Annotated in this window: 20 protein-coding genes and 1 pseudogene; 14 read left to right on the plus strand and 7 right to left on the minus strand. The window is 71.8% G+C overall.

The genetic code is table 11. From position 1 onward, the window contains the following. The first annotated feature begins 13 nt into the window (after positions 1 to 13). On the plus strand, positions 14 to 1,360 hold the full coding sequence (locus ACFQS9_RS02020) for a 3-oxoacyl-ACP reductase (protein ID WP_378401040.1): 1,347 nt from the start codon (positions 14 to 16) through the stop codon (positions 1,358 to 1,360). Then, complete coding sequence (locus ACFQS9_RS02025) at positions 1,360 to 2,265, plus strand: MaoC/PaaZ C-terminal domain-containing protein (protein WP_378401042.1); 906 nt, start codon at positions 1,360 to 1,362, stop codon at positions 2,263 to 2,265. The genes ACFQS9_RS02020 and ACFQS9_RS02025 overlap by 1 nt, the downstream gene beginning before the upstream one ends. Positions 2,266 to 2,339: 74 nt before the next feature. On the opposite strand, the gene ACFQS9_RS02030 is transcribed toward ACFQS9_RS02025, so the two are convergent. Beyond that, positions 2,340 to 2,933, minus strand: coding sequence for a TetR/AcrR family transcriptional regulator (locus tag ACFQS9_RS02030; RefSeq protein ID WP_378401044.1), 594 nt, complete (start codon positions 2,931 to 2,933; stop codon positions 2,340 to 2,342). Positions 2,934 to 3,042: 109 nt separating this feature from the next. Continuing rightward, entirely contained in the window at positions 3,043 to 4,215 is a 1,173-nt protein-coding gene (locus ACFQS9_RS02035; protein ID WP_378401046.1) for a glycoside hydrolase family 3 N-terminal domain-containing protein, read from the minus strand. Positions 4,216 to 4,365: 150 nt separating this feature from the next. Here ACFQS9_RS02035 and ACFQS9_RS02040 point away from each other — a divergent pair, with 150 nt between their 5' ends. The 4 genes from ACFQS9_RS02040 (at position 4,366) to ACFQS9_RS02055 (ending at position 10,724) form a co-directional block, all read left to right on the plus strand. Continuing rightward, on the plus strand, positions 4,366 to 4,833 hold the full coding sequence (locus tag ACFQS9_RS02040; RefSeq protein WP_378401048.1) for a universal stress protein: 468 nt from the start codon (positions 4,366 to 4,368) through the stop codon (positions 4,831 to 4,833). A gap of 68 nt (positions 4,834 to 4,901) precedes the next feature. Beyond that, positions 4,902 to 6,077: an isochorismate synthase gene (locus tag ACFQS9_RS02045; RefSeq protein WP_378401050.1), complete on the plus strand. Its 1,176-nt coding sequence runs from the start codon at positions 4,902 to 4,904 to the stop codon at positions 6,075 to 6,077. A 17-nt stretch (positions 6,078 to 6,094) separates the two neighbouring features. Continuing rightward, entirely contained in the window at positions 6,095 to 6,265 is a 171-nt protein-coding gene (locus tag ACFQS9_RS02050; RefSeq protein ID WP_378401052.1) for a DUF2613 domain-containing protein, read from the plus strand. A 37-nt stretch (positions 6,266 to 6,302) separates the two neighbouring features. After that, positions 6,303 to 10,724, plus strand: coding sequence for an alpha-(1->3)-arabinofuranosyltransferase domain-containing protein (locus tag ACFQS9_RS02055; RefSeq protein WP_378401054.1), 4,422 nt, complete (start codon positions 6,303 to 6,305; stop codon positions 10,722 to 10,724). Positions 10,725 to 10,795: 71 nt separating this feature from the next. On the opposite strand, the pseudogene ACFQS9_RS02060 reads toward ACFQS9_RS02055, so the two are convergent. Continuing rightward, positions 10,796 to 12,085, minus strand: a pseudogene (locus tag ACFQS9_RS02060) (acyltransferase family protein); the annotation flags it as partial. Here ACFQS9_RS02060 and pgfA point away from each other — a divergent pair. Then, a complete protein-coding gene (gene pgfA, locus ACFQS9_RS02065) occupies positions 12,000 to 13,172 on the plus strand; it encodes a cell envelope lipid trafficking protein PgfA (protein ID WP_378401056.1) in 1,173 nt (390 codons plus the stop codon). The pseudogene ACFQS9_RS02060 and the gene pgfA overlap by 86 nt on opposite strands. 93 nt (positions 13,173 to 13,265) lie before the next feature. Beyond that, positions 13,266 to 14,021, plus strand: coding sequence for a Mut7-C RNAse domain-containing protein (locus ACFQS9_RS02070; protein ID WP_378401058.1), 756 nt, complete (start codon positions 13,266 to 13,268; stop codon positions 14,019 to 14,021). 3 nt (positions 14,022 to 14,024) lie between these two features. Here ACFQS9_RS02070 and ACFQS9_RS02075 read toward each other — a convergent pair whose 3' ends face one another. Next, complete coding sequence (locus ACFQS9_RS02075) at positions 14,025 to 15,224, minus strand: polysaccharide biosynthesis protein (RefSeq protein WP_378401060.1); 1,200 nt, start codon at positions 15,222 to 15,224, stop codon at positions 14,025 to 14,027. A 61-nt stretch (positions 15,225 to 15,285) separates the two neighbouring features. Between ACFQS9_RS02075 and ACFQS9_RS02080 the strand changes: the two genes are divergently transcribed. Then, positions 15,286 to 17,070 carry an MmpA family trehalose lipid delivery protein gene (locus tag ACFQS9_RS02080; RefSeq protein ID WP_378401062.1) on the plus strand — a complete coding sequence of 595 codons (1,785 nt, stop codon included), beginning with the start codon at positions 15,286 to 15,288 and terminating at the stop codon, positions 17,068 to 17,070. Here the strand turns inward: ACFQS9_RS02080 and ACFQS9_RS02085 are convergent. Next, complete coding sequence (locus tag ACFQS9_RS02085) at positions 16,993 to 18,231, minus strand: glycosyltransferase family 4 protein (protein ID WP_378401064.1); 1,239 nt, start codon at positions 18,229 to 18,231, stop codon at positions 16,993 to 16,995. The genes ACFQS9_RS02080 and ACFQS9_RS02085 overlap by 78 nt on opposite strands. Positions 18,232 to 18,384: 153 nt before the next feature. Here ACFQS9_RS02085 and ACFQS9_RS02090 point away from each other — a divergent pair, with 153 nt between their 5' ends. The 4 genes from ACFQS9_RS02090 (at position 18,385) to ACFQS9_RS02105 (ending at position 22,973) form a co-directional block, all read left to right on the plus strand. Then, positions 18,385 to 19,140, plus strand: a complete 756-nt coding sequence (locus ACFQS9_RS02090) for a class I SAM-dependent methyltransferase (protein ID WP_378401590.1) — start codon at positions 18,385 to 18,387, stop codon at positions 19,138 to 19,140. A gap of 83 nt (positions 19,141 to 19,223) precedes the next feature. Then, positions 19,224 to 20,108 (plus strand): ROK family protein, encoded by an 885-nt coding sequence (locus tag ACFQS9_RS02095; RefSeq protein WP_378401066.1) that lies wholly within the window; start codon positions 19,224 to 19,226, stop codon positions 20,106 to 20,108. Positions 20,109 to 20,237: 129 nt separating this feature from the next. Beyond that, positions 20,238 to 21,428 carry a phosphotransferase family protein gene (locus ACFQS9_RS02100; RefSeq protein ID WP_378401068.1) on the plus strand — a complete coding sequence of 397 codons (1,191 nt, stop codon included), beginning with the start codon at positions 20,238 to 20,240 and terminating at the stop codon, positions 21,426 to 21,428. Between the two features lie 96 nt (positions 21,429 to 21,524). Continuing rightward, the gene (locus tag ACFQS9_RS02105) at positions 21,525 to 22,973 is read left to right on the plus strand and encodes an aldehyde dehydrogenase (RefSeq protein ID WP_378401070.1); all 1,449 of its coding nucleotides are present in this window, start codon (positions 21,525 to 21,527) and stop codon (positions 22,971 to 22,973) included. Between the two features lie 66 nt (positions 22,974 to 23,039). Here ACFQS9_RS02105 and ACFQS9_RS02110 read toward each other — a convergent pair whose 3' ends face one another. Next, complete coding sequence (locus ACFQS9_RS02110) at positions 23,040 to 23,552, minus strand: hypothetical protein (protein ID WP_378401072.1); 513 nt, start codon at positions 23,550 to 23,552, stop codon at positions 23,040 to 23,042. Positions 23,553 to 23,696: 144 nt separating this feature from the next. Here ACFQS9_RS02110 and ACFQS9_RS02115 point away from each other — a divergent pair, with 144 nt between their 5' ends. Further along, a complete protein-coding gene (locus ACFQS9_RS02115) occupies positions 23,697 to 24,662 on the plus strand; it encodes a cation diffusion facilitator family transporter (protein ID WP_378401074.1) in 966 nt (321 codons plus the stop codon). Positions 24,663 to 24,753: 91 nt separating this feature from the next. Here the strand turns inward: ACFQS9_RS02115 and ACFQS9_RS02120 are convergent, their stop codons facing one another. Next, positions 24,754 to 26,583 (minus strand): phosphoenolpyruvate carboxykinase (GTP), encoded by a 1,830-nt coding sequence (locus tag ACFQS9_RS02120; protein ID WP_378401076.1) that lies wholly within the window; start codon positions 26,581 to 26,583, stop codon positions 24,754 to 24,756. Between the last annotated feature and the right edge of the window lie 341 nt (positions 26,584 to 26,924).

Raw genomic sequence — 26,924 nt, forward strand, 5'->3', positions numbered from 1 at the left:
AAGAAGGTGGACCGTGGCAGCCAGCAAGGGCGCTCCCGACCTCTACTCCCAGTTCCTCTCGTCCGCGCCGGGCGCGTTCATCGCCAAGCAAGCCGGACTGCCGCAGCCCGAGAAGCTGCGCCGCTACAAGGCGGGCGAGCCGGCCCTGGCCGGCCCGGTGCTGATCGGTGGCAAGGGCCGCCTCGTCGAGCCGCTGCGGAACCTGCTCTCCGACTACCCCGCCGCCGCGCCCCACGACGACCGCCTCGGCGCCCTCGTCTTCGACGCCACCGGCATCGGCCAGGTCACCGAGCTGGTCCAGCTCTTCGAGTTCTTCCAGCCGGTGATCCGCAACCTGGCGCCCAGCGCCCGGGTCGTGGTCCTCGGCACCACCCCGGAGGAGGCCGCGAGCGTCGACGAGCAGATCACCCAGCGCGCGCTCGAGGGCTTCACCCGCAGCGTCGGCAAGGAGGTCAAGCGCGGGGCGACCGCGCAGCTGGTCTACGTCTCGCCGAACGCGTCGACCGGGTTGTCCGGCGTGGAGTCCACCCTGCGCTTCCTGCTCTCCGCCAAGTCCGCGTTCGTCGACGGCCAGGTCATCCGCGTCGGCGCCGCCGACTCCGTGGCCCCGGCGTCCTGGGACCGTCCGCTCGAGGGCAAGGTCGCCGTGGTGACCGGCGCCGCCCGCGGCATCGGCGCGACCATCGCCGAGGTGCTCGCCCGCGACGGCGCCAAGGTCGTGTGCGCGGACATCCCGGCCGCGGGCGAGGCGCTGTCGGAGACCGCCAACAAGGTCGGCGGCACCGCGCTCGCCCTCGACGTCACCGCGGACGACGCAGGCGAGAAGCTGGCCGAGCACCTGCTCGAGCGCCACGGCGGCGCCGACATCATCGTGCACAACGCGGGCATCACCCGCGACAAGACGCTCGCGAACATGGACGACGCCCGCTGGAACATGGTCATCGCCGTGAACCTGCTCGCCCCGCAGCGGATCACCGACACCCTGCTCGCCAAGGGCGCGCTGAAGAACGGCGGACGTGTCGTCGACGTGTCGTCCATCGCGGGCATCGCGGGCAACCGCGGCCAGACCAACTACGGCACCTCCAAGGCGGGCGTCATCGGCCTGGTCCAGGCCACCGCCCCGGTGCTGGCCGAGAAGGACATCACCATCAACGCCGTCGCGCCGGGCTTCATCGAGACCGCGATGACCGCGGCCATCCCGTTCGCCACCCGCGAGGCCGGCCGCCGGATGAGCTCGCTGCTGCAGGGCGGCCAGACCGTGGACGTCGCCGAGCTCGTCGCGTACTTCGCCAGCCCGGCATCCAACGCCGTCACCGGCCAGGTCGTGCGGGTGTGCGGCCAGTCCCTGATCGGCGCCTGATGTCCACGCGGAATGGAGGTCTCGTGCAGCTGACGGAACAGCCCAAGGCACTCGAGATCTACGCCCGCGCGGCGCTCGGCGCCCTGCCCGTCGTCGGCAAGTCGGGCATCGGCCGCAGCCTGCCGAAGCAGACCCTCGCCCTCGAGGGGCTGCGGGTGGACCCGGACAACCTCGCCGCGTACGCGCGGGTGTGCGGGTTGCGGTTCGGCGACACCCTGCCGATCACGTATCCCTTCACCCTGGTCTTCCCGACCGTGATGAAGCTGATGGTCTCGGCCGAGTTCCCTTTCCCGGCAATCGGTTCCGTCCACACGGACAACGTGATCGAGCAGCTGCGCCCGATCTCGGTCAGCGAGCCGCTGGACCTGAAGGTGCGCGCGGAGAACCTCCGCAGGCACCCCAAGGGCACCCAGGTGGACCTCGTCAGCGAGGTGTCCGTCGGCCGCGAGCTGGTGTGGCGGCAGGTCAGCAGCTTCCTGAAGATGCACCCGACCGGGGAGCCCAAGGAGCCGAAGCAGGTGCACGCGGACGAGGTGCCGCCGCCGCCGATGCGCACGCTGCGGGTCGATCAGTCGACCATCAGCCGCTACGCCGCGGTGTCCGGTGACCGGAACCCGATCCACGTCTCGTCCCTGGGCGCCAAGGCGTTCGGGTTCCCGCGCACCATCGCGCACGGGATGTGGAGCGCCGCAGCGGTCCTCGGTGCGGTCGAGGGCCGGATCCCGGACAAGGTCACCTACAGCATCAAGTTCGGCAAGCCGATCGTGCTGCCCGCCACGGTCAACCTCTACGCCGATCAGGTCCCCGGACCGGCCGAGGGTGCCGAGTCGACCGGCACCGGCTGGGATCTGGCGTTGCGCCACCCCAAGAAGGGTTACCCGCACCTGACAGCGACCCTGCGTTAGGCGGCTCCGCCGCCTGTGCGTGGTTGACGAGTCCAGGGACTCGTCAACCGCGCACAGGCGCGCAGCGCCTACTTCTACTTCTTCTTGCCCGCCAGGCCGCGCCAGGCCAGGTTCTCGAGCAGGTCGGCAGCGGCGTCGACGGCGATCTCCCCGCCGGCGATCCGGTCCGCGACCGCCTCGCCCGCGCCGACGAGCGCGACGGCCATGATGGAGAAGTCGGTCCCCTCGTCGGGTTCTCTCGTGCTCGATTCGAGGAGCTTGGCGGTGAGCTCGATCAGCCGGTCCCGCGAGCCACGCACCTGGCCCGCGAACGCCTGCTGGCCGATCGCCTGCCGGTAGAGCACCATCCAGGACGAGCGGTTCTGATCGACGAAGCCGAGGAACCCGAGCAGGGCCGCGCGCAACTGCTCGCGCGGGGACAGGCTCGGGTCGCCCGCGGGCGTGATCGCCTCGACGAATCGCAGGCCCTCGCGGTAGATGCACGCCGCGAACAGCTCCTCCTTGGAGCCGTAGTACAGGTACAGCATCGGCTTGGAGATCTGCGCGGCGGCCGCGATGGCGTCCATCGACGTGTCGTGGAACCCGTTGACGGAGAACACCTCGACCGCGGCGTCGAGCATCTGCTGCTCGCGAACCGCTCGAGGAAGCCGTTTGGTCCCGCCAGCCATGTGCCCTCCAGAGGTAAGACCCTTTATCTTACTCTAGAGTAAGTAGATCGATTGACGTCCTACATTCTGCCCGATCCGCCCATTGTGCCTGCACGCGGCCTGCACCGGGTCAGCAGGCGACGAGGCCCTTGGCCCGCGCCACCCGCAGCACGGAGGCGTCCACCTGCTGCTGACCGAGCGCGCCGGAGGCCACCAGCCCCTCGAGGTGATCGAGGACCTCGGGCACCTCGTCCGTGGTCAGCCACAGCGCGACGTCGGCGCCCGCCGTCAGCGCGGCCGCCACCGCCCGCGGCGTGTCGAGCTTGTCGGTGATCGCCCGCATGCCGCTGAGGTCGTCGGTGAAGATCGGCCCGTCGAAGGCGGGCGCGCCGTACCCGGTCCCCGTGCGCAGCAGGTTCATCGCGGCGGGGCTGATGCTCGCGGGCACGCCGGGCGCGGTCAGCCCGGGCACCTCCAGGTGCCCGACCATCGCCCCGACACCGGTGTCCACCAGCGACCGATACGGCACCAGGTCGCGGGTCTGCAGCTCGTCCAGCGGCGGCGTGGTGACGGCGCCTGTGTGCGAATCACCCGACGCCGCACCGTGTCCCGGGAAGTGCTTGATCACCGGCAGCAGACCCGCGTCGCGCAGGCCGCGGGCGTACTCCCCGGCGTACTCGGTGACGACCTCCGGGTCGTCGCTGAACGAACGGTCCCCGATCACCGAGTTCGCGGGCTGGCTGCTGACATCCACGACGGGGGCGTAGTCGACGGTGATCCCGAGGCCCCGCAGGCCCCGCCCGCGTTCCAGTGCCATCTCGTAGGTCTGCTCGGGCGTCATCGTCGCGGCCACGGTGCGCGGCGGCGGGTCCTCGCCGAGCAGGTCCGCGACCCGCGACACCCGGCCGCCCTCCTCGTCGATGCTGACCATCAGCGGCACCTTCGCCACCGCCTCGACCTGCGGCACCTGCTTGCCCGCCAGCATCGACTCGTCGGTCCAGCTGCCGATGAAGATGCCGCCGATCTGCTCGGCCCGCACCACCTCCACCGCGTCGGCGGTCCCGGTCACGCCCACGTTGAGCAGCTGCGCCAGCTTCTGCCGCCCGGTCAGAGACGCGAGGAAGTCCGCTCCGCACGCCGGCAGGCTCGCCGAGGTGCTGACCGTGTCGACCCCGGCCGGGGTCGTCGTCGGCGCCGGGGCCGACGGGGAGGAGGCCGATTCGGTGCCGGTGGTGCCGCAGGCGGCGACCAACCCGAGTCCGAACACGAGAACGGCGGTGCGACGGATCCGAGTGATCTTCACGTGCTCGAGCGTAGGCCAGCGGCGCCGCGCCACCCAGCCCGCTCGACCGCGGGCGTGGTCGAGCCCCATTCCCGGCGCCGAGCGCCGCTGCGCCACACCGGTCAGCGGGTAGCCTGACAGGTAGATCGCCCCCGAAACGAGGAGGTCTCGATGCCCGCAGATCTGATGCTCATCGCCTACGACGGCTCCGACAACGCCAAGCGCGCAATCGAATACGCCGGCCGCTTCCTCAGCGCCGGGCGGGCCGTCGTGATCACCGCCTGGGAACCCATGGTCCGCCAGGCCGCCCGCATGTCGGGGCTGTCCGGGGTGATGCAGCCGGAATGGGTCCCCGATGCGGACTCCGAGGACATCGCGCTGACCGACGCCAAGGCCACCAACATCGAGGGCATCGATCTTGCGCGCGACGCGGGTCTCAACGCCGAGGGCCGGACCGTGGAGTGCGTCACCACCATCTGGACCACCATCGTCGAGACCGCCGACGATCTGAACGCGGACATCATCGTCACCGGGACCCGCGGCACCACCGGGCTGCGGTCGCTGTTGCAGTCCTCGGTCGCCGACCACGTGCTGCGGCACAGCCACCGACCGGTGCTGATCGTCCCGCCGGGCCGATAGGCCGCGCCGGCACCGCGGCACCGGCCGGGCAGGCCGTCGCCCGAGCGCGCGACTATCGTCGTGAACCGATGGACGGTTTCCTGCTCTCCCGCGCCGACCGGACCCTGCGCACCTCCGGGAGCCGGGACCGGTTCCACGAGATCGACGCCGCCGCCGAGGCCCTCGCAAGCCGCCGGGTGCCGCTCGTGGTCGGGGCGCTGCCGTTCGACCCCGGCGACCCCGCAGCGCTGACCGCGCCGGCGACCGCGCAGTTCACCGACGGCCCGTGGCGGCCCGAATCGCTGCCCCCGCTGCCGACCGTGCGGCTCACCGAGGAACTGCCCGAGCCCGCGGAGCACCTGCGCCGGGTGGCCCGCCTCCTCGACCGGCTCCGCGACCACGAACTGCAGAAGGTCGTCGCGGCGCGGTCGGTGGTGTTGTCGGCGCGCGACCCCATCGATCCGTGGTCGCTGCTGGCCCGGCTGGTGTCGCGGGACCACGCGGGCAACGGCTTCGGCGTCGACCTGTCGCCCGCGGGCGACGGCTACGCCGGGCACGCGCTGGTCGGGGCGAGCCCCGAACTCCTGCTGCGGCGCACCGGCCGCGACGTCGAGTGCTTCCCGCTCGCGGGGACCGCCCCGCGTCACGCCGACCCCGGCGAGGACCACGCCGAGGGGCAGCGACTGCTGGCGTCGGCGAAGAACCGGTCCGAGCACGCCTTCGTGACCGACTGGATCCGGTCCGTCCTCGATCCGGTCTGCTCCGAGCTGACCGTGCCACGATCGCCCCGACTGATCGGCACCCCCGCGGTGTGGCATCTCGGCACCCCGATCACGGGCGTGCTGCGCGACCCGTGGCCGTCGGCGCTGGAGCTGGCCCGGCTGCTGCACCCGACGCCCGCCGTCGGCGGCACCCCCACCGACGCCGCGATCGCGGCGATCCGCGAGCACGAGGAGCCGCGCCGGTTCTACGGCGGCGCGGCCGGCTGGTGTGACCACGACGGCGACGGCGAATGGGTCGTGGCCATCCGTTGCGCCGAGATCGACGCGGACGGGTTGCGCGCGCGGGCGTGGGCGGGCGGGGGCATCGTGGCCGCCTCCGACCCCGACTCCGAGCTGGCCGAGACGTCCGCGAAGCTCCGCACCCTGCTCGGGGCGCTGGGCGTCGACCCCGAGCCGGCCGTCGACGGCGCGCAATCGGTAAGCGAACCCGACCGTCTGGTTCCAGGTGATACCTTGACGCGAGACGTTTCCGGTCAGCAGTAGCAAATGGGAGATCCGAGATGAAGTTCCTTGTCCCCGGTGTGGCAAGCGCAGTGATCGGTGCGGTGCTCGGTCTGGGTGCCGTCTTCGGAGTTACCGCGGCCGCGTCGGACAACACCCGTCCGGACATCGATCGCAGCGGGAACGCCGAATCCTCCCTGCTGAACCAGGTTGAGTACGGCAGCCGCTGAGAACGCTGGAAGCGCGAGTTCCCGCACTCCTTCTGTCTTGGCGTCCGAGGCGCCGAACAACGCCCCACTGACCCGTCGGTGGCTGTTCGGCGCCTCCGCCATAGCGTTTCTTCTGGCGTTCCTGCAGGCCCCCGGTCAGCTGGTCGCCGACACCAAGTTCGACCTCACCCAGAACCCGATCGGGTTCCTCGAACGCGCCTCGCACCAATGGAGTAGCCAGGCCCCGCTGGGCCAGGTGCAGAACCAGGCCTACGGCTACTTCTTCCCGCACGGCGCGTTCTTCAGTCTCGGCGAGCTCGCACACATCCCGCCCTGGATCACCCAGCGGATCTGGTGGGCGCTGCTGCTCATCGCCGGATTCTGGGGCATCATCCGCCTCGCCGAGGCCCTCGCCATCGGCAGCCGCAGCTCGCGGATCATCGCCGCCGTCGCGTTCGCGCTCTCGCCGCGGGTCCTGACCACCCTCGGATCGATCTCCTCCGAGACCCTGCCGATGATGCTGGCGCCGTGGGTGCTGCTGCCGGTGGTGCTGGCGACCACGTCGCTCGTGAGTACTTCCGGCCCGCCTGGGGACCAGAAGTACTCACCGGCGCGGCTCGCCGCCCAGTCCGCGGTCGCGGTCGCGCTGATGGGCTCGGTCAACGCGGTGGCCACCGCGGCCGCGTGCCTCGTCGCCGCGCTGTGGTGGGCCGCGCACCGCCCGAACCGGCGGTGGTGGACCTTCACCGCATGGTGGATCCCGCTCTGCCTGGTCGCCACGGCGTGGTGGATGGTGCCGCTGCTGCTGCTCGGCAAGGTCAGCCCCCCGTTCCTGGACTACATCGAGTCGTCCGGGGTCACCACCCAGTGGACGAACCTGGCGGAGGTGCTGCGCGGCACCGACAGCTGGACACCGTTCGTATCGCCCGAGCGGATCGCGGGCGCGGTGCTGGTCACCCAGCCCGCCGCCGTCCTCGCCACCGGACTGATCGCCGCCGCCGGGATGGCCGGCCTCGCGATGCGCTCGATGCCGGCGAAGGGCAGGCTGGCACTGATCCTGTTCGTCGGGCTGGCCGGCCTGGCCGCCGGCTACGTCGGCGACCTCGGCTCCCCCATCGCCGATCAGGTCCGGGTCTTCCTCGATTCCGGCGGCGCCCCGCTGCGCAACGTGCACAAGCTCGAGCCCCTGGTCCGGCTGCCGCTGGTCCTCGGGCTCGCGCACCTGCTCGCCAGGGTGCCGCTGCCGGGTTCGGTCCCCCGCCCCCGCTGGCGGGCCGCGCTCGCGCACCCCGAACGTGAACCGATGGTCGCGCTGACCAGCCTGATCCTGGTCGCGCTCACCCTCGCGACCTCGCTGGCCTGGACGGGCAAGCTCGCGCCGCGCGGCGCCTACCCGGAGGTGCCGGAGTACTGGCATCAGGCCGCGGACTGGCTCGGCGAGCACGCGGCGGGCAGCTCGCCGGACGGGTCCGACGCGCAGCGCGCGCTGCTGGTCCCCGGCGCCCCGTTCGCCAGCCAGGTGTGGGGGCTGACCCGGGACGAGCCGATGCAGGCGCTGGCGGACACCCCGTGGGCCGTGCGCGACGCGGTGCCCCTCGTGCCGCCCGGCGCCATTCGCGCACTCGATTCCGTGCAGCGCCTCGTCGCCGACGGCAGCCCGTCCGCGGGGCTGGCGGAAACCCTGCTGGGACAGGGCATCGGCTACGTCGTGGTGCGCAACGACCTGGACCCCGAGACCTCCCGGTCCACCCGGCCGGCGCTGGTCCACCAGGCCATCGACGGGTCGCCCGGACTGGAGAAGGTCGCGCAGTTCGGCGAGGACATCGGCCCCGGCGAGGCCGACGGGCTGGTCACCGACAGCGACCTGCAGCCGCTCTACCCTGCCGTCGAGATCTACCGGGTGTCCGATCCAAACCGACCCGGCGCCATCGGCTCCGGACCGTTCACCGTGGACCTGGACGCGGCGCCGATGGTGCAGGGCGGCCCGGAGTCGTTGCAGCGCTTGGCCGCACGCCGGGGTATGGGGGACGCCGGTCTGGACCTGCCCGCCGGCCCGGTGCTGCTGGCCGCCGACGCCGAACGCGCCGGACTGCCGGTCGACTCGGTGGTCGTGACGGACACCCCGACCGACCGCGAGACCGACTACGGCCAGGTCGACAACCACAGTTCCGCGCTGCGCACTCCCGAGGACCCGCGGCGCACCCACAACCTGGTGCCGGACTACCCCGTTCCGGGCGCCCCGCTGGTCACCGGCGAATGGGACGGTGCGCGGATCACGGTGTCCAGCTCGGCCGCCGACGCCACCCAGCTCGGCGGCACGGCGCCCGGCAGCGGGCCTGCGGCCACCGTCGACGGTGACCCGGCGACCGGATGGTTCAGCAACGGCCTGGAAAGCGCCCTCGGACAATGGATCCGGCTGGACTTCGACGAGCCCGTCACCAGCGGCCTGCTGAAGCTGCGCACCAGCCCCGGCGCGCTCGGCGTCCCCGTCAAGCAACTCGAGGTGACCACGCCCAACGGCAGCACCGCCGTCCGCGTCGGCAAGCCGGGCGAGGTGATCACGGTGTCGCTGCCCACCGGGAAGACGGACTGGCTCAAGATCACCGCCACCAAGACCGAGGACGGCTCGGTGGGCACCCAGTTCGGTGTCAGCGAGGTCGCCGTCGAGGACTTCTCCGACCGCGACGCCCCGGTGCCGGTGCCGATCCGGTTCCGGACCGTGCTGCCGCCGACCCCGGCGGGCGCGGCCGTCGCCGGCTGGGACCTCGGCCAGGAGCTGCCCGGGCGGACCGGCTGCGTGGACGCCCCGGACCGGGTGCGGTGCAGCCGGGGCCTCGGACTCGCCCCGGAGGAGCCGGGCACCTTCCAGCGCACCCTGTCCGTGCCCGCCCCCACCGCGGTGACACCACAGCTGTTCGTCCGCTCCCGGCAGGGCCCCGCGCTCGAGGCGCTGCTCGCCGAGCCCGGCCGTGCCCAGGCGGTCGGGCAGGCGGCCGTCGGCGACCTGCGCGGCTCGGCCTTCGCCGCCACCGACGGCGACCTGCGCACCGCGTGGACCGCATCCGAGGAACAAGGGGGCGCGAAACCGACTCTCACGGTGCGGCTTCCGGAGCCGACGCTGGTCACCGGGCTGAACCTGACACCGAGCCTGGGCGCCCTCCCCGCCGCGCCGACCTCCGTCGCCGTCGATCTCGGCACCGGCCCTCAGGTCCGGGAGCTGACCAATGGCGACCCGATCCGTCTCGAGCCGGCCGTCACCGACCGCATCGTGCTCAGCCTGGTCGGCTGGGAGGACGTGCTCGACCAGACCGCCCTCGGATTCGCGAAGGTGCAGCCGGCCGGGCTCGCGGAGATCGGCGTGCTCACCGCAGGCCCGGACGGCACCGACCAGGTGGTGCCCGGGACCGGCGTGGAGGACGAGCCGACGGACCGGACCGTCACCGTCGCCTGCGCGGACGGGCCGGTGCTCGCCCTCGCAGGCCGGACGTTGCGCTCCTCGGTCACCGCGACCGTCGGGCAGCTGCGGTCCGGCGCCCCGGTGCCCGCGACCGTGTGCGCGGACGATGCGGGCGACGACGCCGAAACCGACAGCGCCGCAGCCGACCCCGATGCCCCGGCCGCCCTCCCGGTCCCGCTGCCCGCCGGGCGCCTGGACCTCACCGTCGAACCGGGCGACGCCTTCTTCGTCGACGGTCTGCAGCTGGTCGCCGCTCCCGCGGTCGGAACTCCCGCCGCGCCGACGGCGCAGGACGCCGTCCGTGTGCCCACCGACGGGTGGACCCCCAACGAGCGGTCGCTGCACGTGACCGCACCCGACGGCGACCGGCTGCTGGTGGTGCCGGAGTCCCACAACATCGGCTGGATCGCCACCGCACCGGACGGCGCCGAACTGACGCCGGTCGTCGTCAACGGCTGGCAGCAGGGCTGGATCGTGCCCGCGGGCACCGACGGCACCGTCGTCCTGGAGTTCCCCACCGACCGCTGGTATCGGCTCGGCATCTTCGGCGGGCTGCTACTACTGATCCCGCTCCTGTTGTTGGCGGTGCTCCCCGCCCGCAGGCGCCCCGCGCCCGGACCGGAGCCGCGGACCTGGCACGCCGTCACGGTCGGATACGTCGGGATCCTCGCGCTGGCGACCGTGATCTCCGGGCTGCCCGGCGCGATCGTCGCGGCGGTGGTGACCGGTGCGGCGCTGATCCTGCGGACGCGACGCGGACCGACGAGCGCCGCGCGCGTCCTGGTCGGGGTGGCCGGGGTAGGCACCATGCTCAGCGCCGCCGTGCTGTCCACCGGACCGTGGCGGGCGATGGACGGCTATGTCGGACACTCGGTACTCGTTCAGCTCCCGGCGCTGATCGCGGTCATCGCAGTCGGGCTGGCCACCTTGCCGCTGGAGGCCTCGGCCAAGGCCACCCGCGCGTTGCGACGACTCTCCCACTTCTTCACCGCGAGGCGGGTCGGCTCCTCGACCAGCGCGTAGCTCGCGGAGGCGACGGCCAGACTCAGGCAGACTGTCACCACGAGCACGAACACGAAACTCCCGCTGAACGGCACGATGCCGAACACGGGGAAGACGATGGACAGCACCGCGAGGTGCCAGATGAACAGGCCGTAGGACCAGCGCCCCACCGCCAGCGTGAGCGGACTGGCCAGGATCCGGTGCCGTTCGGTGTCGCCGAGCACCAGCGGCGCCAACAGCGCGAACGCCAGCACCGCACCCAACGCAATCTTCACCGAGTACTGCCACGGCTCGGCGCGGGTGAGGCCTTCCGGTCCGGCGAGGTCCGTGCACGAGAGCGCGAACGCGACGACCGCGATCGCCGCCATCACCCCGCGCCTGCGCGCCAGCCGGTGCGCCGGGGAGTCGACCAGCAGGGCGAGTTCGGCCAGCACCATGCCTGCCGCGAACCACGGCAGGTACCCGGGCAGCCAGTTGTCCGAGTGGATGGCGTCCGGGGTGGGCACGGGCACGAAGACCCAGCCCAGGCTTGCCGCGCTCGCGGCCAGGAGCACCGGGATCCGCAGTCGGGCGCTCGCCCCGCGCAGTCGGACGAACGCCAGCGCGATCAGCGGGAGCAGCGCATAGAAGGCCACCTCCACCGACAGGCTCCACATCTGGGTCAGGCCGCCGGTCAGGGTGAGCGGCACGAACACCTGGACCAGACCCAGGTTCGCCAGCCACACCTGCAGCCCGCCGCCCGCCTCCGGCAGGAACAGCAGGATCAACACGACAGCCACCCAGTAGGCGGGCAGGATGCGGGCGGCGCGGTGCATCAGATAGCGCCCGGTCGACGGGGCGGTGCCCAGTCCGCGGGCCACCGCCGCGTGCGGGCGCCACAGCAGGAACCCGGACAGCGCGAAGAACAACGCCACCGCCATGTCGAACCGCCCCCAGACGCGGCCGAGCACCGGATCGCCCGTCGCGCCGGTCTGAAAGGCCACGTGGGTGACCAGCACGCCGAGCGCGGCGAATCCCCGCATGCCCTCCAACGCGGGGATGAACCCGCGCGGCGCGGACACGACCTGCTGCGGGTCGGAAGCCTCGGTACTCATATGCCGACCAGTGTGCCCCAGCCCCGGCGTGTCGGAGGAGGACACCCGGGTACCGCGGCACCAAAATACGGCGTGCCAGCGCAATCGGAGACTGGACACTGTTACTGTCTGGCTCACTGAGTGTCGCAACCCGGACGCTCTGCGATCGGTGCCGCCCACGGCAGCACCACGGGCTGACAATGATTGACGAAGGAGATTCAGCATGGCGGGACGCTCAGGGCCGAGCAGGACACTTGCCTGCATCCTGGTGGGGCTCGGCGCTTTCCTATTGGCGGCCGCTCTCCTCATCCCGACGTACACCGTCGGCAAGCTGAAGAAGACCCCCCTCGACCTCGAGGTCACCACGGTGGCCGAGGGCGTCGGCGAGGTCCTCGACTCGAAGTCCCTCACGGCAGGCAAGGCCGTGGTCAACAACAACGTGCCGCTGGTCGCACAGCGCTACGTCACCGTCGTCGACCCGTCCGACGCCGAGAAGATCACCGTCCAGGCCGGCCAGACGCTGCGTCGCACCGACAAGCAGGGTGACACCGGTCTGCTGACCGCGACCGTCGACACCGTCACCGTGGACCGGGTCAGCTCGATGCCGATCCAGGACCCGATCGGGTCGATCCAGACCCAGGCCGACAAGCCGGCCGAAGAGGTCGAGCACACCGGCCTGCAGTACAAGTGGCCGTTCGACGCCGAGCAGAAGGCGTACCCGTACTTCGACATCAACGCCCGGAGCACCCAGGACATCAACTTCGTCGAGGAGACGGAGATCAACGGCCTGAAGGTGTACCACTACAACCAGAAGGTGGAGCCGGTCGACCTGTCCAAGGTCGTCGCGTCGCCGACGAACAAGCTGACGCTGCCCGCCGCCGTCTGGGGTGTCGAGGGTGGCGACGCCCCGGTCACCATGACCCGCTGGTACACCAACGAGCGCGACACCTGGGTCGACCCGGTCACCGGCGTCGTCGTCAAGGGCCAGGAGAAGCTGTACCAGTACTACGCCCGCACGGCCGACAAGCCCGAGGTGACCGTCCTCAAGGCCACGCTGCCGTTCAACGAGGACACCATCGAGTACCAGATCGGCCAGGCCAAGGACGGCGCGGACAAGCTCTCGATCTTCGGCCGCACCGTGCCGATCGTCGCCGGCATCCTGGGGCTGCTGTCCCTGATCGCGGGCATCTTCCTCGGCGTCCGCGGAGCCAGCGGACCCAAGACCCCCGCCGCCGCGACCGGCGCGGGCACCGCCCCGAGCGGCGCGGCGCAGGCGTACGACTCCGACAACGCCGAGACCGAGCAGTTCCCGCGTCACGACTGGACCTCGGACAAGACGGAGGAGTTCCCGGCCGTCGACACCCGCGACCAGGAACCGCCGACCACCCGCCTGTAGGCAAGCTCCGCAACGCGAAGGGCCCGCACTCATCTCGAGTGCGGGCCCTTCGCGTTGCCGGGCGTAGGTTGGGCGGTAGTCGAGAGCGCGCGCATGAGCCAGTCCCGTCACCACTGCGAGTTCCGCTTCTACGAGGAGCTGAACGAGTTCCTGGCGCCCGCGCTGCGCAAGCGCGACGTCGGGCACGACTTCGACGGCACCCCGACGGTGAAGGACCGGATCGAGTCGCTGGGGGTCCCGCACACCGAGGTCGACCTGATCCTGGTCGACGGCGACTCCGTCGGGTTCACGCACCGGCTGCGCGGCGGCGAACGGGTCGCGGTCTACCCGGTGTTCGAGCGGTTCGACCTCGACGGCCTCACCCGGCTGCGCCCACTGCCGCTGCGAGAGCCCCGGTTCGCGGCCGACGTGCACCTGGGCCGGCTCGCCTCCTACCTTCGGCTGCTCGGATTCGACTGCCTGTACCGCAACGACTTCGCGGACGACGAGCTGCTCGCGCTCTCGCTGAGCGAGCACCGGACGGTACTGACCCGCGACATCGGTCTGCTCAAACGCGCGGCCCTGCGCCGCGGCGCCTTCCTGCACGAGACCGACCCGCGTCGGCAGCTCCGCGAGGTGCTGGACCGGTTCCAGCTCGATTCGCGGATCGCGCCGCTGACCCGGTGCGCCCGCTGCAACGGGCCCGTCTCCCCGGTGCCGAGGCGGATCGCGGCGGGGCTGGTACCGGACAGCGTGGCCCACGATCAGCGCGAGTTCAGTCGCTGCGGTTCCTGCGGCCAGCTGTACTGGCCGGGCAGTCACCTGGTGCGCCTGCGTCGGCGGCTGGCCGCGGTCGGGGTGCGGCTCTGACCGCTACCGCCCCGCGCTGTCGGCGCCGCGCAGGGCCGCGACGCTCACCACGGCCGCCGCGAGCGCGGCCGTGACCACCGCGATCGTGATCAACTGCCTGATCGTCGAGGCAAAGCCCAGGATCAGCGCGACCTCCGCCGCCAGCGCGACCCAGGCCGCCAGCGCCAGCCGGGTGCGCTCGCGGGCGATCGCCGAGAGCAGCGCGCCCTGCAGCACCGCGAGACACGCCCCGTCGAGCGCGAACAGCCACAGCAGGCCCTGTACCGGCGCATATTCCTGTCCGACCAGGATCGGCGCCAGGGGCGCGACCAGCGCGGCGCCCGCGACCGTCACCGCACCTAGCCCCACCAGCACGCCGAGCGCCGAACGCACCGCCCGCGCCGAGTGCGCCGGGCTGGCCATCCGCGGGTACAGCACCACCCCGACGGCGGCGGGCAGCCAGAAGGCCGCCTTCGTCGCCACCGCGCCCAACGCGTACTGCCCGGCCTGCGACTCGTCGAGCACCACCCGGGTCAGCAACAGGTCCGCCGACGACAGCGCGATCAGGGCCAGCTGGACCTGCGAGGCGCGCAGCACCGCGGCGACCCCTACCGGGGCCGCCCGCTCGGCACCGGCGACCGCACCGTCGCGGCCGGCCAGCACGCGGGCGCCCGCGGCCACGACCGCGGTCCCGATCGCGGCCGCCGCGAGCGCCGATCCCGCCCGGCCGCCGATCGCCAGGACCGCCACCGCGGGCACGACCTTCGCGATCCCAGTGGCGGCGAGGATCACGCTCAGCTCGCCGAACCGGCCCCGGCCCTGCAGGAGTCCCTGTTCGGTGGCCAGCAGCACCAGCAGCGGCGCCGTGAGCAGCGCGGCGGCCGTCGCGCCGACCCCGGTGTCCAGTACCGCCGCGACCGGGACGACGAGCGCGGCGGCGATCACCGCGACGATCACCGCGCACCGGCGGCCGAGACCGCGCAGCGCGGCGTCGCCGTCCCCGAGGACCACCTCGCGGGCGACGACGGTCTGCAGGGCCAGCGCGGGCACCGCGAGAACCAACTGGGCGGCCAGCAGGCTCGCGAACTCGCTGTAGCCCGCCGGCCCGAGCCAGCGGCTGGCGAGCAGGGCCAGCACGTACGAGGCCAGGTTCGCGGTCATCGAACCGACCGTCACCATCGTCATCCCCGCCACCGCGGAGGTGGCGGCGGGGCGAGGTGTCATCCGCCCATGATCGCACCCGCGGTGCCTCACCCTCCGGGCGCGGGGCACTAGGGTTCGCACCATGATCGCGCGGCCCGCCGGGCTCTCCCGGGCAGTTCCCGCGCTGTATTCGCTGGCGCTCGCGGCCCTGATCCTCGGTCCCCTGCTCGGCCCGGGATACCTGCTGCTGCGCGACGCGGTGAGCACCCCGCGCTCCTTCCTCACCGATTCGGCGCTGGGGCTGACCGACGCCGCCGCGCGCGCGGTCCCGCAGGACGCCGCGATCGCCGCGCTGACCTCGCTGCTGGACGGCGGCCTGGTGGTGAAGGCGATCCTGCTGGCGGCGCTGTGGCTGGCGGGCTGGGGCGCGGCCCGGATGGTCGCCGCGCTACTCCCCACGACCGGGCTCGGCCCGCAGCTGCTGGCCTCGACGGTGATGCTGTGGAACCCGTACGTGGCCGAGCGGCTGCTGCAGGGGCACTGGAGCCTGCTGACCGGGTACGCGGCGCTGCCGTGGGCGGTGCTCGCCGCGCTGCGCCTGCGACGCTCGGCGCGTCCGTGGTCGCCGGGGTCGTGGTGCCCGCTCGGGTTGACGCTGGCGGCGGCCGGGCTCACCCCGACCGGCGCGCTGCTCGCCACCACCCTGGCCGCGGTGCTGCTGGCCGCCCCCGGTGGCGCGGGCTCGCGGTGGCCGCGCCTCGCGGTGGCCGCGGCGCTCGCCGCGTCGGCGTCGGCGCCGTGGCTGACCGCGACCGCGCTCTCCGGCGCCGGGGCGCAGGGGTCGGACCCGACCGGGGTGGCCGCGTTCGCCGCGCGCGCCGAGCCGGGACTCGGGACGCTCGGCAGCCTGGCCGGGCTGGGCGGGATCTGGAACTCCGCGGCGGTCCCGGCGACCAGGACGGGGCTGTTCGCCGTCGCGGGAACCGTGGTGCTGCTGGCGGTGGTCGCGTGCGGCCTGCCCGCGCTGTGGCGGCGCCGCGGCAACCCGGTGATCGCCGCTCTGGCTGTGGTCGCGGCCGCGGCCGTGCTGCTGCCCGCGCTGGCCGCGACCGGATGGGGCATGACCGCGGGCGAATGGGCGGTGACCCGGGTCCCCGGTGCCGGGTTGCTGCGCGACGCGCAGAAATGGGTGGCGCTGGCGGCGCCGTTCTACGCGCTGGCCGCCGCGGCCGGGGCCGGGACGCTCGGCCGGCTCGGCGTCCGGACGTCGGCCGGGCGGGTCCGGTCGGGGCAGGCCGCCGCCGTCGGGATCGTCGCGGTGCTGCTCGCGCTGCCCGACCTGGCCTGGGGCGTGGGCGGGGCGCTGCGGCCGGTGCACTATCCGCCGGCCTGGGAGCGCGTCGCCTGGCAGCTGCGGGCCGCCGACGAGAGCGGCGACGTCGCGGTGCTGCCCGCCGGGATGTTCCGGCTGTTCCCCTACAGCGGCGACGCCCCGGTGCTCGACCCGGCGCCGCGGATGCTGCCCGAGGACGTGCTGCAGACCGGCGAGCTGATCGTCGCGGCGGGCACCGTCGAGGGCGAGGGCGGCCGGGCCCGCGACGTCGAACGGCTGTTGCTGGCCGGCGAGGACGCGGACGGACTCGCCCGGCTGGGGGTGCGGTGGGTGCTGGTCGAACACGGCACGCCCGGCCCGCTGGGGCAGTCGCGCCGCACCCTCGACCGGCTCGACGAGGTGTACTCCGACGAGGAGTTGTCGCTGCACCGGGTGGCCGGGGACGTCGCCGCTACCGGTGCCGAGGCCGGCAGGAGGGCGGCCTCGGTCGTCGCCCATCTGGTGTGGGCGGCGCTGCTAGCCGGCAGCGCGTCGGTTCTGCTCGCCCATCACGTCCGCACCGGTCGGGGCCGGGGCCGCGCCGATCAGGCCTGAGACCGGCCGGCCCGCCGCCGACGCCGTCAGCACGGTGCGCACGCCGGACGCGGTCTGCGTCCAGGAGAACTCCGCGGCCCGTGCGCGGGCCTTCTCGCCGAGCTCGGCGCGCCGCTCAGCGTCCACGAGCAGCGACTCCACCGCCTCGGTCAGGTCCGCGACGTCGCCCGCCGCGACCTCGTCGCCGCCGACCAGCGACCCGGTGACGCCGTCGATGATCGAATCGGTCAGGCCCCGCGAGCTGCGGTAGCCGACGGTCGGGACACCGTGCAGGGCGGCCTCGATCACCGCGAGACCCCAGCCCTCCTTGCGGGAGGGCATCACGTGCACCCAGGCCCGGGAGAGCAGCTCGTGCTTGCGTTCCTCGGGAACGTGCCCGTGGAAGGTGACCGCGTCGGCGATCCCGAGCTCGTGTGCGCGCTCGCGGAGGTTCTCCTCCCACCAGCCGCCGCCGATCACGTCCAGATGCAGGTCCGGGGTGTCGCGGCGCAGCGTCGCGACCGCGGAGAGCGCGTCCTCGATCTGCTTGTGCGGCACCAGGCGCGAGAGCACGCAGACGCTGGGGTGCTCGGTGCGGGTGTCCTCGGACCCGATCCGCACGGCGGGCGGGACCGAGTCGGCGCCGTTGCGCACCACGGCGATCCGCTCCCGGTCGACGCCGAGCGCGGTGAGCTCCTCCGCGGACGGCAGCGACACCGTCAGGTACTGGTTGCGGCGGTGCACCCGCGGCGACAGGGTCGACTCCACCCACCAGCCGACGCGCGCCATCAACCGGCCGGCCACCGGCCACTGTTCGCGGTGGCAGTGGTGCACCAGCACCGTGACCGGCGCGCCCGCGACCGCACGCGCGAAGAAGGGGATGCCGTTCTGGGTGTCGATCACCGCGTCGGGGCGCACGCCCTTGAGCGGTCCGAACCCCAGCCGACCGAGCGCGATCGCGGCCAGCGCCCGCGGGTAGACCGTGAGCCGTCCGCCGCCGCGGCTGATCGCGATGCCGTCGAGGGTGTCGGTGCGGGGCGCCCCCCGGTAGCGGGCCGTGCGCAGGGTGACCTTGATCCCCTGCTCCGCGAGACCGGCCCCGACCTGCTCCAGGTACCGCTCGCTGCCGCCGCCCTGCGGGTGCCCGCTGTCACGCCAGCACAACAGCAGAACCTCGCGCACGGTCACAACTCCTGGATCGGATGGCTACGGCCGCGGTGGCGGTCAAGAGGACACAATAACCGCTGCGCAGCGCGCTGGTGTCCGCTACGGTGATCCGTCGATCCGGGCACCGCGGCACGGCCGCTATGGTTCCTACCCGTGACCGCGCTTCCCGTGACCCGCATTTTCGCCCGCCGGGCCACCCTCCGACGGTCCGTCGGACTGCTCGGCGACTTCCGCCACGAGCAGGACGATCCCGACCTGTTCTACGGGTCGCTGGCGCGCGATTCGCTGGAACTGATCGAGGACCTGTACGCCGGGATGACGGGCCAGGACCTCACCGGCCGGACCGTGCTCGACGTCGGCGGCGGTCCCGGGTACTTCGCGGAGGCCTTCCACCGCGCCGGCGCGCGATACATCCCGGTCGAGCCCGACCCGACCGAGATGCACGCGGCGGGACTGACGGTCGGCGGCGCGATCAGGGGATCCGGGATGGCGCTGCCGTTCCGCGACGACAGCGTCGACATCTGCTTCTCCTCCAACGTCGCCGAGCACGTCCCCGAGCCGTGGACCATGGCCGACGAGATGCTGCGGGTCACCAAGCCGGGCGGGCTGATGGTGCTCTCGTACACGCTCTGGTGGGGACCGTTCGGCGGACACGAGACCGGCCCCTGGCACGTGTTCGGCGGCGAGTACGCGGCCCGCCGCTACGCCCGCAAGAACGGCCGCGAGCCCAAGAACCGGTTCGGGGTGTCGCTGTTCGACGTCGGGGCCGCCGACGGATTGCGCTGGGCGCGTTCCACTCCCGACGGCGAACTGCTCGCCGCGTTCCCGAGGTATCACCCGCGCTGGGCCTGGTGGATGGTCCGCGTCCCCGCCCTGCGCGAACTGCTGGTGAGCAACCTCGTGGTGGTGCTCCGCAAGCGGTAGGCGCTTCGCGCTCGTGCGCGGTTGACGAGTGTCTGGACTCGTCAACCGCGCACGGGCGGCGCAGCCGCCTACGCTTCTGGGCCATGACCGGACTGGCCCTGGACATCGGTGGCACCAAGCTCGCGGCGGGACTGATCTCCCGCGAGGGGGAACTGCTCACCGAGAAGCGCACCCCGACCCCGACGAGCGGGGTGTGGGACGCCGCGGCGACGCTGCTGCGCACCGTCGCCGACGGACACACCGTCACCGGCATCGGCATCGCCTCCGCGGGACCGGTCGACATCGAGGCCGGCACCGTCAGCCCGCTGAACATCCCCGACTGGCGCGACTTCCCGGTCGTCGAGGCGGTGCGCGGGCTGTTCCCCGGGGTGCCGGTGCGGATGGCGATGGACGGGACCTGCACGGCGCTGGGCGAGTACCACTTCGGTGCGGGCCGCGGGACCGGCAACATGCTCGGCATGATCGTCTCCACCGGGGTGGGCGGCGGGGTGGTGCTCGGCGGCCGGGCCGTCGGCGGCCGCACCGGGAACGCCGGGCACATCGGGCACGTCGTGGTGCCGGGCGCCGAGGACGTCGCCTGCGCGTGCGGCGGCCTCGGTTGCCTGGAGGCGGTGGCCAGCGGGCCGTCGTCGGTGCGGTGGGCGAACGCGCGCGGCTGGGCGGGCTCGACCGGGCTCGAGCTCGCCGAGTCCGCGCGGGCGGGGGACGCCGTCGCGCTGGCCGCGCTGCGCAGGTCCGGGTCCGCGGTGGGGGTGGCGATCGCCTCGGCGGCCGCGCTCCTGGACCTGGACCTGGCGGTCGTCGGCGGCGGATTCGCGCAGGCGGGACCGCCGATGTGGGAGCCCATGGTCGAGGCCGCCGCCCGTCGTGCCCGGCTGTCCTTCACCCGCGATCTGCGGATCGTGCCCGCGGCGCTCGGCGGGCGCGCGACGCTGATCGGCGCGGGGGCGTTGACGCTGGTCGACTAGCCTTTTCCATTTTCGTTACGGTCCCGACCGAAACTGGGTCTTGTTTACCCTCCACGATTCTGTAACGTGTTCTAGTGTGCTTCTCACCACACTTCGACTTCCCGCGAGGGAACGACGGATCGAGGGCTTGTGAGCACAACAGGAACCGCCCCGGACAACGCGGCCGAGATCGCCCGGCCCAGCGACTCCAAGCGCGACCCCGAGGACCTGCGCCGCGCGCTGCAGGGCTGGCTGACCGGCCGCCTCCACAAGGGCGCAGACCCCCAGGTCTCGGATGTCCGGCTGCCCGACGCCAACGGCATCTCCAGCGAGACCATCCTCTTCGACGCGACCTGGACCGAATCCGCCGAAGATGCGGTCCATGCGGAGCCCGGCGCCCGCAGGACCCACGAACTGGTGGCCCGCGTCGAGCCGACCGCCGTGTCGATGCCGGTCTTTCCCAGCTACGCGATGGGCACCCAGTTCGACGTGATGAAGGCGGTCGGCGAACTCTCCGACGTGCCCGTCCCGACGGCCTACTGGTCCGAATCCGACCCCGCCGCGCTGGGTGCGCCCTTCTTCGTGATGCAACGCATCGAGGGCATCGTCCCGCCCGATGTGATGCCCTACAACTTCGGGTCGTGGCTCTCGGAGGCCAGCGACGAGCAGCGCGGCACCCTGCAGGACGAATCGGTCTCGGTGCTCGCCCGGCTGCATGCCATCGAGGATCCGCACCGGCACTTCGACTTCCTGCGCCTGCACGACGCGGGCCCCGGCGCCGAGGAGTCGTTCCGGGCGCACCTGGCCCGCCAGCGCGGCTACTACGAGTGGGCGACGGCCGCCGGGCCGCGCTCGCCGCTGATCGAGAAGTGCCTCGACTGGCTCGAGGCGAACGTGCCTGCCGACGATTCCCCCGCCGTGCTCTGTTGGGGCGACGCGCGGATCGGCAACATCATGTACCGCGACTTCCAGCCGGTGGCGGTGCTCGACTGGGAGATGGCGGCGCTCGGCCCCCGCGAGATGGACGTGGCGTGGATGTACTTCCTGCACAGGTTCTTCGAGGACCTCGCCGGTGTCGCCGGGCTGCCCGGCCTGCCCGAGTTCATGCGCCGCGACGACATGATCGCGCAGTACGAGGCGCGCACCGGGCACCGCTGCCAGAACTTCGACTACTACAGCCTGTACGCGGCGTTGCGGCACGCGACGATCATGTTCCGCGTGCAGTCCCGCGCGATCGCCTTCGGCCAGGCGCAGCAGCCGCAGGACCCGGACGACATGATCCTGCACCGCGGCACGCTCGAGTCCATGCTCGACGGCACCTACTGGGCGCGGCTGTCGTGACGCCGCCGCGTACCGAGGAGGGGCCGACGCCGTAACCGTTCCAGGCCAGCGAACTCCGACACGACAACCGAAATCCGGACCAGCAAGGAAGATTCCATGACTGACTACGACAAGCTCTTCATCGGCGGGAAGTGGGTGGCCCCCGCCACCGACGAACGCCTCGAGGTGTTCTCGCCCGCGACCGAGGAGCGGGTGGGCAGCGTCCCGGTCGCCGCCCCCGCCGACATCGACGCCGCGATCGCCGCCGCCCGCACGGCACTCGAGACCGGACCCTGGCCGCAGACCACCCCGGCGCAGCGTGCCGAGATCCTCGTCAAGGCGGCGAAGCTGATCGAGGAGCGTTCCGACGAGCTGTGCACGCTGATCACGTCCGAGATGGGCGCGCCGCGGGCGGGCGTCGAACTGATGCAGAAGACCCCGACGCTAGCCGTGCTGAACAGCTACGCGGCGCTGGCCGAGACGTTCTCCTGGGAGGAGGAGCGCACCGGACCGTTCGGCCTCTGCAAGGTCATGCGCGAGCCGGTCGGTGTCGTCGCCGCCGTCATCGCCTGGAACGTCCCGCTGTTCCTACTGGTCAACAAGCTGGCACCCGCCATCATCTCCGGCTGCACCATGGTGCTCAAGCCCGCGCCGGAGACCCCGATGAACGCCAACCTGGTCGCGGAGATCTTCGCCGAGGCCGGCCTGCCCGAGGGCGTGCTGTCCATCGTCCCCGGCGGCGCGGAGACCGGCGAGTACCTGGTCTCGCACCCCGACGTCGACAAGATCACCTTCACCGGCAGCAGCGCCGTCGGGCGCAAGATCGGCGCGATCGCCGCGCAGAACCTCAAGCGTTGTTCGCTCGAGCTCGGTGGCAAGTCCGCCGCGATCCTGCTCGAGGACATGGACGTCCCGGCGACCATGCCGATGCTGATCATGTCGGGCCTGATGAACTCCGGCCAGGCGTGCGTCGGCCAGACCCGCATCCTGGCACCGCGGTCTCGGTACGACGAGATCGTGGAGTCCATGGTGCAGTTCGCCGGGTTCATGCCGATGGGCATGCCCGATGACCCGGCCGCCCAGCTCGGCCCGATCATCACCGAGAAGCAGCGCGACAAGGTGCTCGGCTACATCGAGAAGGGCAAGGAGGAGGGCGCCCGTCTCGTCCTCGGTGGCGGCGTGCCTGCCGGCCTCGAGCAGGGCTACTTCGTCGAGCCGACCATCTTCGCCGATGTCGACAACTCGATGACGATCGCGCGCGAGGAGATCTTCGGACCGGTCCTGTCGGTGATCCCCTACGACACCATCGACGACGCGATCAAGATCGCCAACGACTCGGACTACGGCCTGGCCGGGTCGGTGTACACCACCGACATCGAGAAGGGCCTCGAGGTCGCCAAGCAGATCCGCACCGGCACCTTCGGGATCAACTGGTACGCCTTCGATCCCGGTTCGCCGTTCGGCGGCTACAAGAACTCCGGCATCGGCCGAGAGAACGGGCCCGAGGGCCTCGACGAGTACTGCGAGCTCAAGTCGGTGCTGATGCCCCCCGGCTACGGCGCCTGATCGGCGACAGGACCCAGAACGGCCCCGCGAACCATCCGGTTCGCGGGGCCGTTCGTCTGTTGTTGGCTAGCTGCCGAAGGAGAGGGCGGAGCTGCCGTCGGAGCTGCCGCCGGGCAGGAGACCCACCTGCATGACCTGGGGCTCGTCGATGACGGGGTGCATCAGGTCGAGCAGGGCCACGCAGCCGCCGACGACGCCGTACAGCCCGGTCGGGATCTCGTGGGTGGTGCTGTTGACGGTCTGGCCGGGCAGCGCACCGAACAGCGTCAGCGGGTTGGACACGTTCGGGTACACGACGACGCCCGGATCGAGCAGCTTGGCCGGGTTGTCGACCACCGCGGGGACGTCCTTCGCGTTGATCACGAAGGCCTGGCATCCGGTCAGGCTCAGGATGGGGTTCGGGTTCTTGATGGACATGGTGATGCTGTTGCCCGACGACGACGCCTTGACCACGGGCGGCAGGATCGCCGCCGCGGACGCCGTGGCCGGCATGGTCATCGTGACGGTGGCGACGGTGGCGACGGCGATCGCTGCGCCGCCGGCGAGACGCTTGAGACCGCCCCGGGTTGCTGCCTGCATATTCGACCCTCTCAACTGAACGTGTGTCCACATGAACACTGACAAACCGAAAGGGTAAGGCGTCGGCCGGTTCTCGCGCGGACGTTCGACGAAACCGTTGAACAATTCACACGGCACGGCCGCCCGGGCACCTATCCTTCGGGAGTGAACCGGCCTGCCCCCAACCCGAAACAGAACTCGACCACCGACGACGAGAGCACGCTCACCGTGATCCTCGCCTTCGGCGCGAATCTTGCGATAGCCGTGGCGAAGTCGTTCGCCGCCGCCCTGACCGGATCCGCGTCGATGGTCGCGGAGGCGACCCACTCCTGGGCGGACACCGGCAACGAGGTGCTCCTGCTCATCGCCAACCGGCGGTCCCGGCGCCCGGCCGACCCGGCGCATCCGCTCGGGTTCGGCCGCGAGGCCTACATCTGGTCCATGTTCGCGGCGCTCGGACTGTTCGCGCTCGGCGCCGGGGTCTCCATCACGCACGGCGTCCAGGAACTGCTCGACCCGGAACCGGCCGGCGACTTCGGGGTGGCCTATGCGGTGCTGGGGATCTCGTTCGTGCTCGAGGCGATCTCGTTCCGGCAGGCGTTCCGGCAGCTGCGCACGGAGGCATCCGATGCCGACCGGGACCTGCTCGAGCACGCTCTCAACACCTCCGACCCGACGGTCCGCGCCGTCTTCGCCGAGGACGCCGCCGCGCTCATCGGGCTCGTCATCGCCTTCGCGGGCGTGCTCGCACACCAGCTGACCGGATCCCCGATCCCCGACGCCATCGGCTCGATCGCGGTCGGTGTCCTGCTCGGCGTGATCGCGGTGATCCTCATCGACCGCAACCGGAGGTTCCTGGTCGGTGAGGAGGCCTCACCGCAGCTGCGCGGCGCCGGCCTCGAGGCACTGCTCGCACTGCCCGAGGTGAGCCGGGTGACCCTGCTGCGGATGGAGTACCTCGGACCGCGCCAGGTGTACCTGGTCGCGGGGGTCGACCTGGTGGGCGATCTCGCCGAGCACACCGTGGCCGGCATCCTGCGCGACCTGGAGGCGCGGCTCGAGGCGCGCCCGCACATCGTCAAGGCCGTGCTCACGCTGTCGAACGCGGACGAACCGAGCCTGCGGGCCTGATCACGCCCGCTCACCGTCGCCGAAACGGCCGATGCCGCATCGGTTCACGCGCGTGAACCGATGCGGCATCGGAGAAGAGCGGCGGGTCGGACTATCCCAGACGCTGCTTGAGCGCCTCGAACTCGTCGCGGATGCCGGAGGGCACCTTCTCGCCGAGGAACTCGAACCACTCGGTGATGAGCGGGATCTCCTGCTTCCACTCGTCGACGTTGACGGCCAGCGCCTCGTCGACGTCGGCGGCATCCACGTCCAGTCCGGTCAGCTCCAGGTCCGCGGCGGTCGGCACGAAGCCGATCGGGGTGGTCTGCGCGCCCGCCTTGTGCTCGATGCGGTCGACGATCCACTTGAGCACGCGGGAGTTCTCACCGAACCCGGGCCACAGGAACCGGCCGTCGTCGCCGCGACGGAACCAGTTCACGTAGAAGATCTTCGGGAGCTTCTCCGAGTCGGCGTTCTTGCCGAGGGTGATCCAGTGGTTCAGGTAGTCGCCGGCGTTGTAGCCGATGAACGGGATCATCGCCATCGGGTCGCGACGCACGGTGCCCACCGCGCCCTCGGCGGCCGCGGTCTGCTCGGAGGACAGGGTGGCACCGAGGAAGGTGCCGTGCTGCCAGTCGAAGGACTCGCTCACCAGCGGGACGGTCGTCTTGCGGCGTCCACCGAACAGGATGGCCGAGATCGGCACGCCCTGCGGGTCGTCCCACTCGGGGGCCAGGATCGGGCACTGCGACATCGGGGTGCAGTAGCGCGAGTTCGGGTGGGCGGCCTTCTCCCCGGACTCGGGGGTCCAGTCGTTGCCCTTCCAGTCGACCAGGTGCTGCGGGTCGCCCTCGAGCCCCTCCCACCACACGTCGCCGTCGTCGGTCAGGCCGACGTTCGTGTACAGCGAGTTGCCGGCCTCGAGCGTCTTCATGGCGTTCGGGTTCGAGCCGTAGTTGGTGCCCGGCGCGACGCCGAAGAAGCCGAACTCCGGGTTCACGGCGTACAGGCGGCCGTCCTCACCGAAGCGCATCCACGCGATGTCGTCGCCGAGGGTCTCGGCGCGCCAGCCGGGGATGGTCGGCTGGATCATCGCGAGGTTGGTCTTGCCACACGCGGACGGGAACGCCGCCGCGACGTAGTAGGCCTTGTCCTCCGGGGAGATCAGCTTGAGGATCAGCATGTGCTCGGCCAGCCAGCCCTCGTCGTGGGCCATGGCCGACGCGATGCGCAGCGAGTAGCACTTCTTGCCCAGGAGGGCGTTGCCGCCGTAGCCGGAGCCGTAGCTCCAGATCTCGCGGTCCTCGGGGAAGTGGGTGATGTACTTGGTGTCGTTGCAGGGCCACGGCACGTCGGCCTGACCCTCGGCCAGCGGCGCACCCACGGAGTGCAGGGCCTTCACGAACGGCTTGTCGGTGCCCAGCTTGTCCAGCGCCGCCTGGCCCATGCGGGTCATGATGCGCATGGAGACGACGACGTACTCGGAGTCGGTGATCTCTACGCCCAGCTTCGGGTCGTCGGCACCGAGCGGGCCCATGCAGAACGGCACCACGTACATGGTTCGTCCACGCATGCTGCCGCGGTACAGGTCGGTCATCAGGCCGCGCATCTCGGCCGGGTCCATCCAATTGTTGGTGGGGCCGGCGTCGATCTCCTCGCGGGAGCAGATGTAGGTCCGCGACTCGACGCGGGCGACATCGGAGGGATCCGAGTTGCCGAGGAACGAGTTCGGCTTCTTCTCGGCGTTGAGCCGCGTGAAGGTGCCCGCCTCGACCAGCTTGTCGGTGAGCCGCTCCCACTCCTCGTCGGAGCCGTCGGCGAACACGACGCGGTCGGGCTGGGTGAGCTCGGCAACCTCTTGCACCCAGGCGAGCAGCTCGCTGTGCGAGGTGGGTGCGGTGCCGTCAGTTCCGTTCAGACCGGGAATGGTCGCTGAGGTCATCAAACTCTCCTGGGTGTGCCGGAACCTTTCAAACCACCGTCAGCTGCACGAATGCATCTGGCGATGTGGCCGGTTTTCCCCTCTCGGCGGGGCGCATCCCGCTGCTCCATCGCCGCATGCGTGCGAACGCAAACGGCAATCGGAGGACACGGGCGCCGGGTGTCCTGGTACGAGGTTAACGCTGAGTGTCTCCCCGTAGGGAATCGGGTCTTGTCCGATGAGTCACAAGACCGATTCAGTGATCGCTTGCGGGGCGTTCCGGGATCTCATCCGGGACGTTCTGGCCGCTCTCCAGGGCCGACGGGGCACACCTTTTGACAGCATCGCACCCCTACTGGGCG

Origin of the sequence: Rhodococcus daqingensis (assembly GCF_042665615.1) — a bacterium.
Lineage (GTDB): Bacteria > Actinomycetota > Actinomycetes > Mycobacteriales > Mycobacteriaceae > Rhodococcus_G > Rhodococcus_G daqingensis.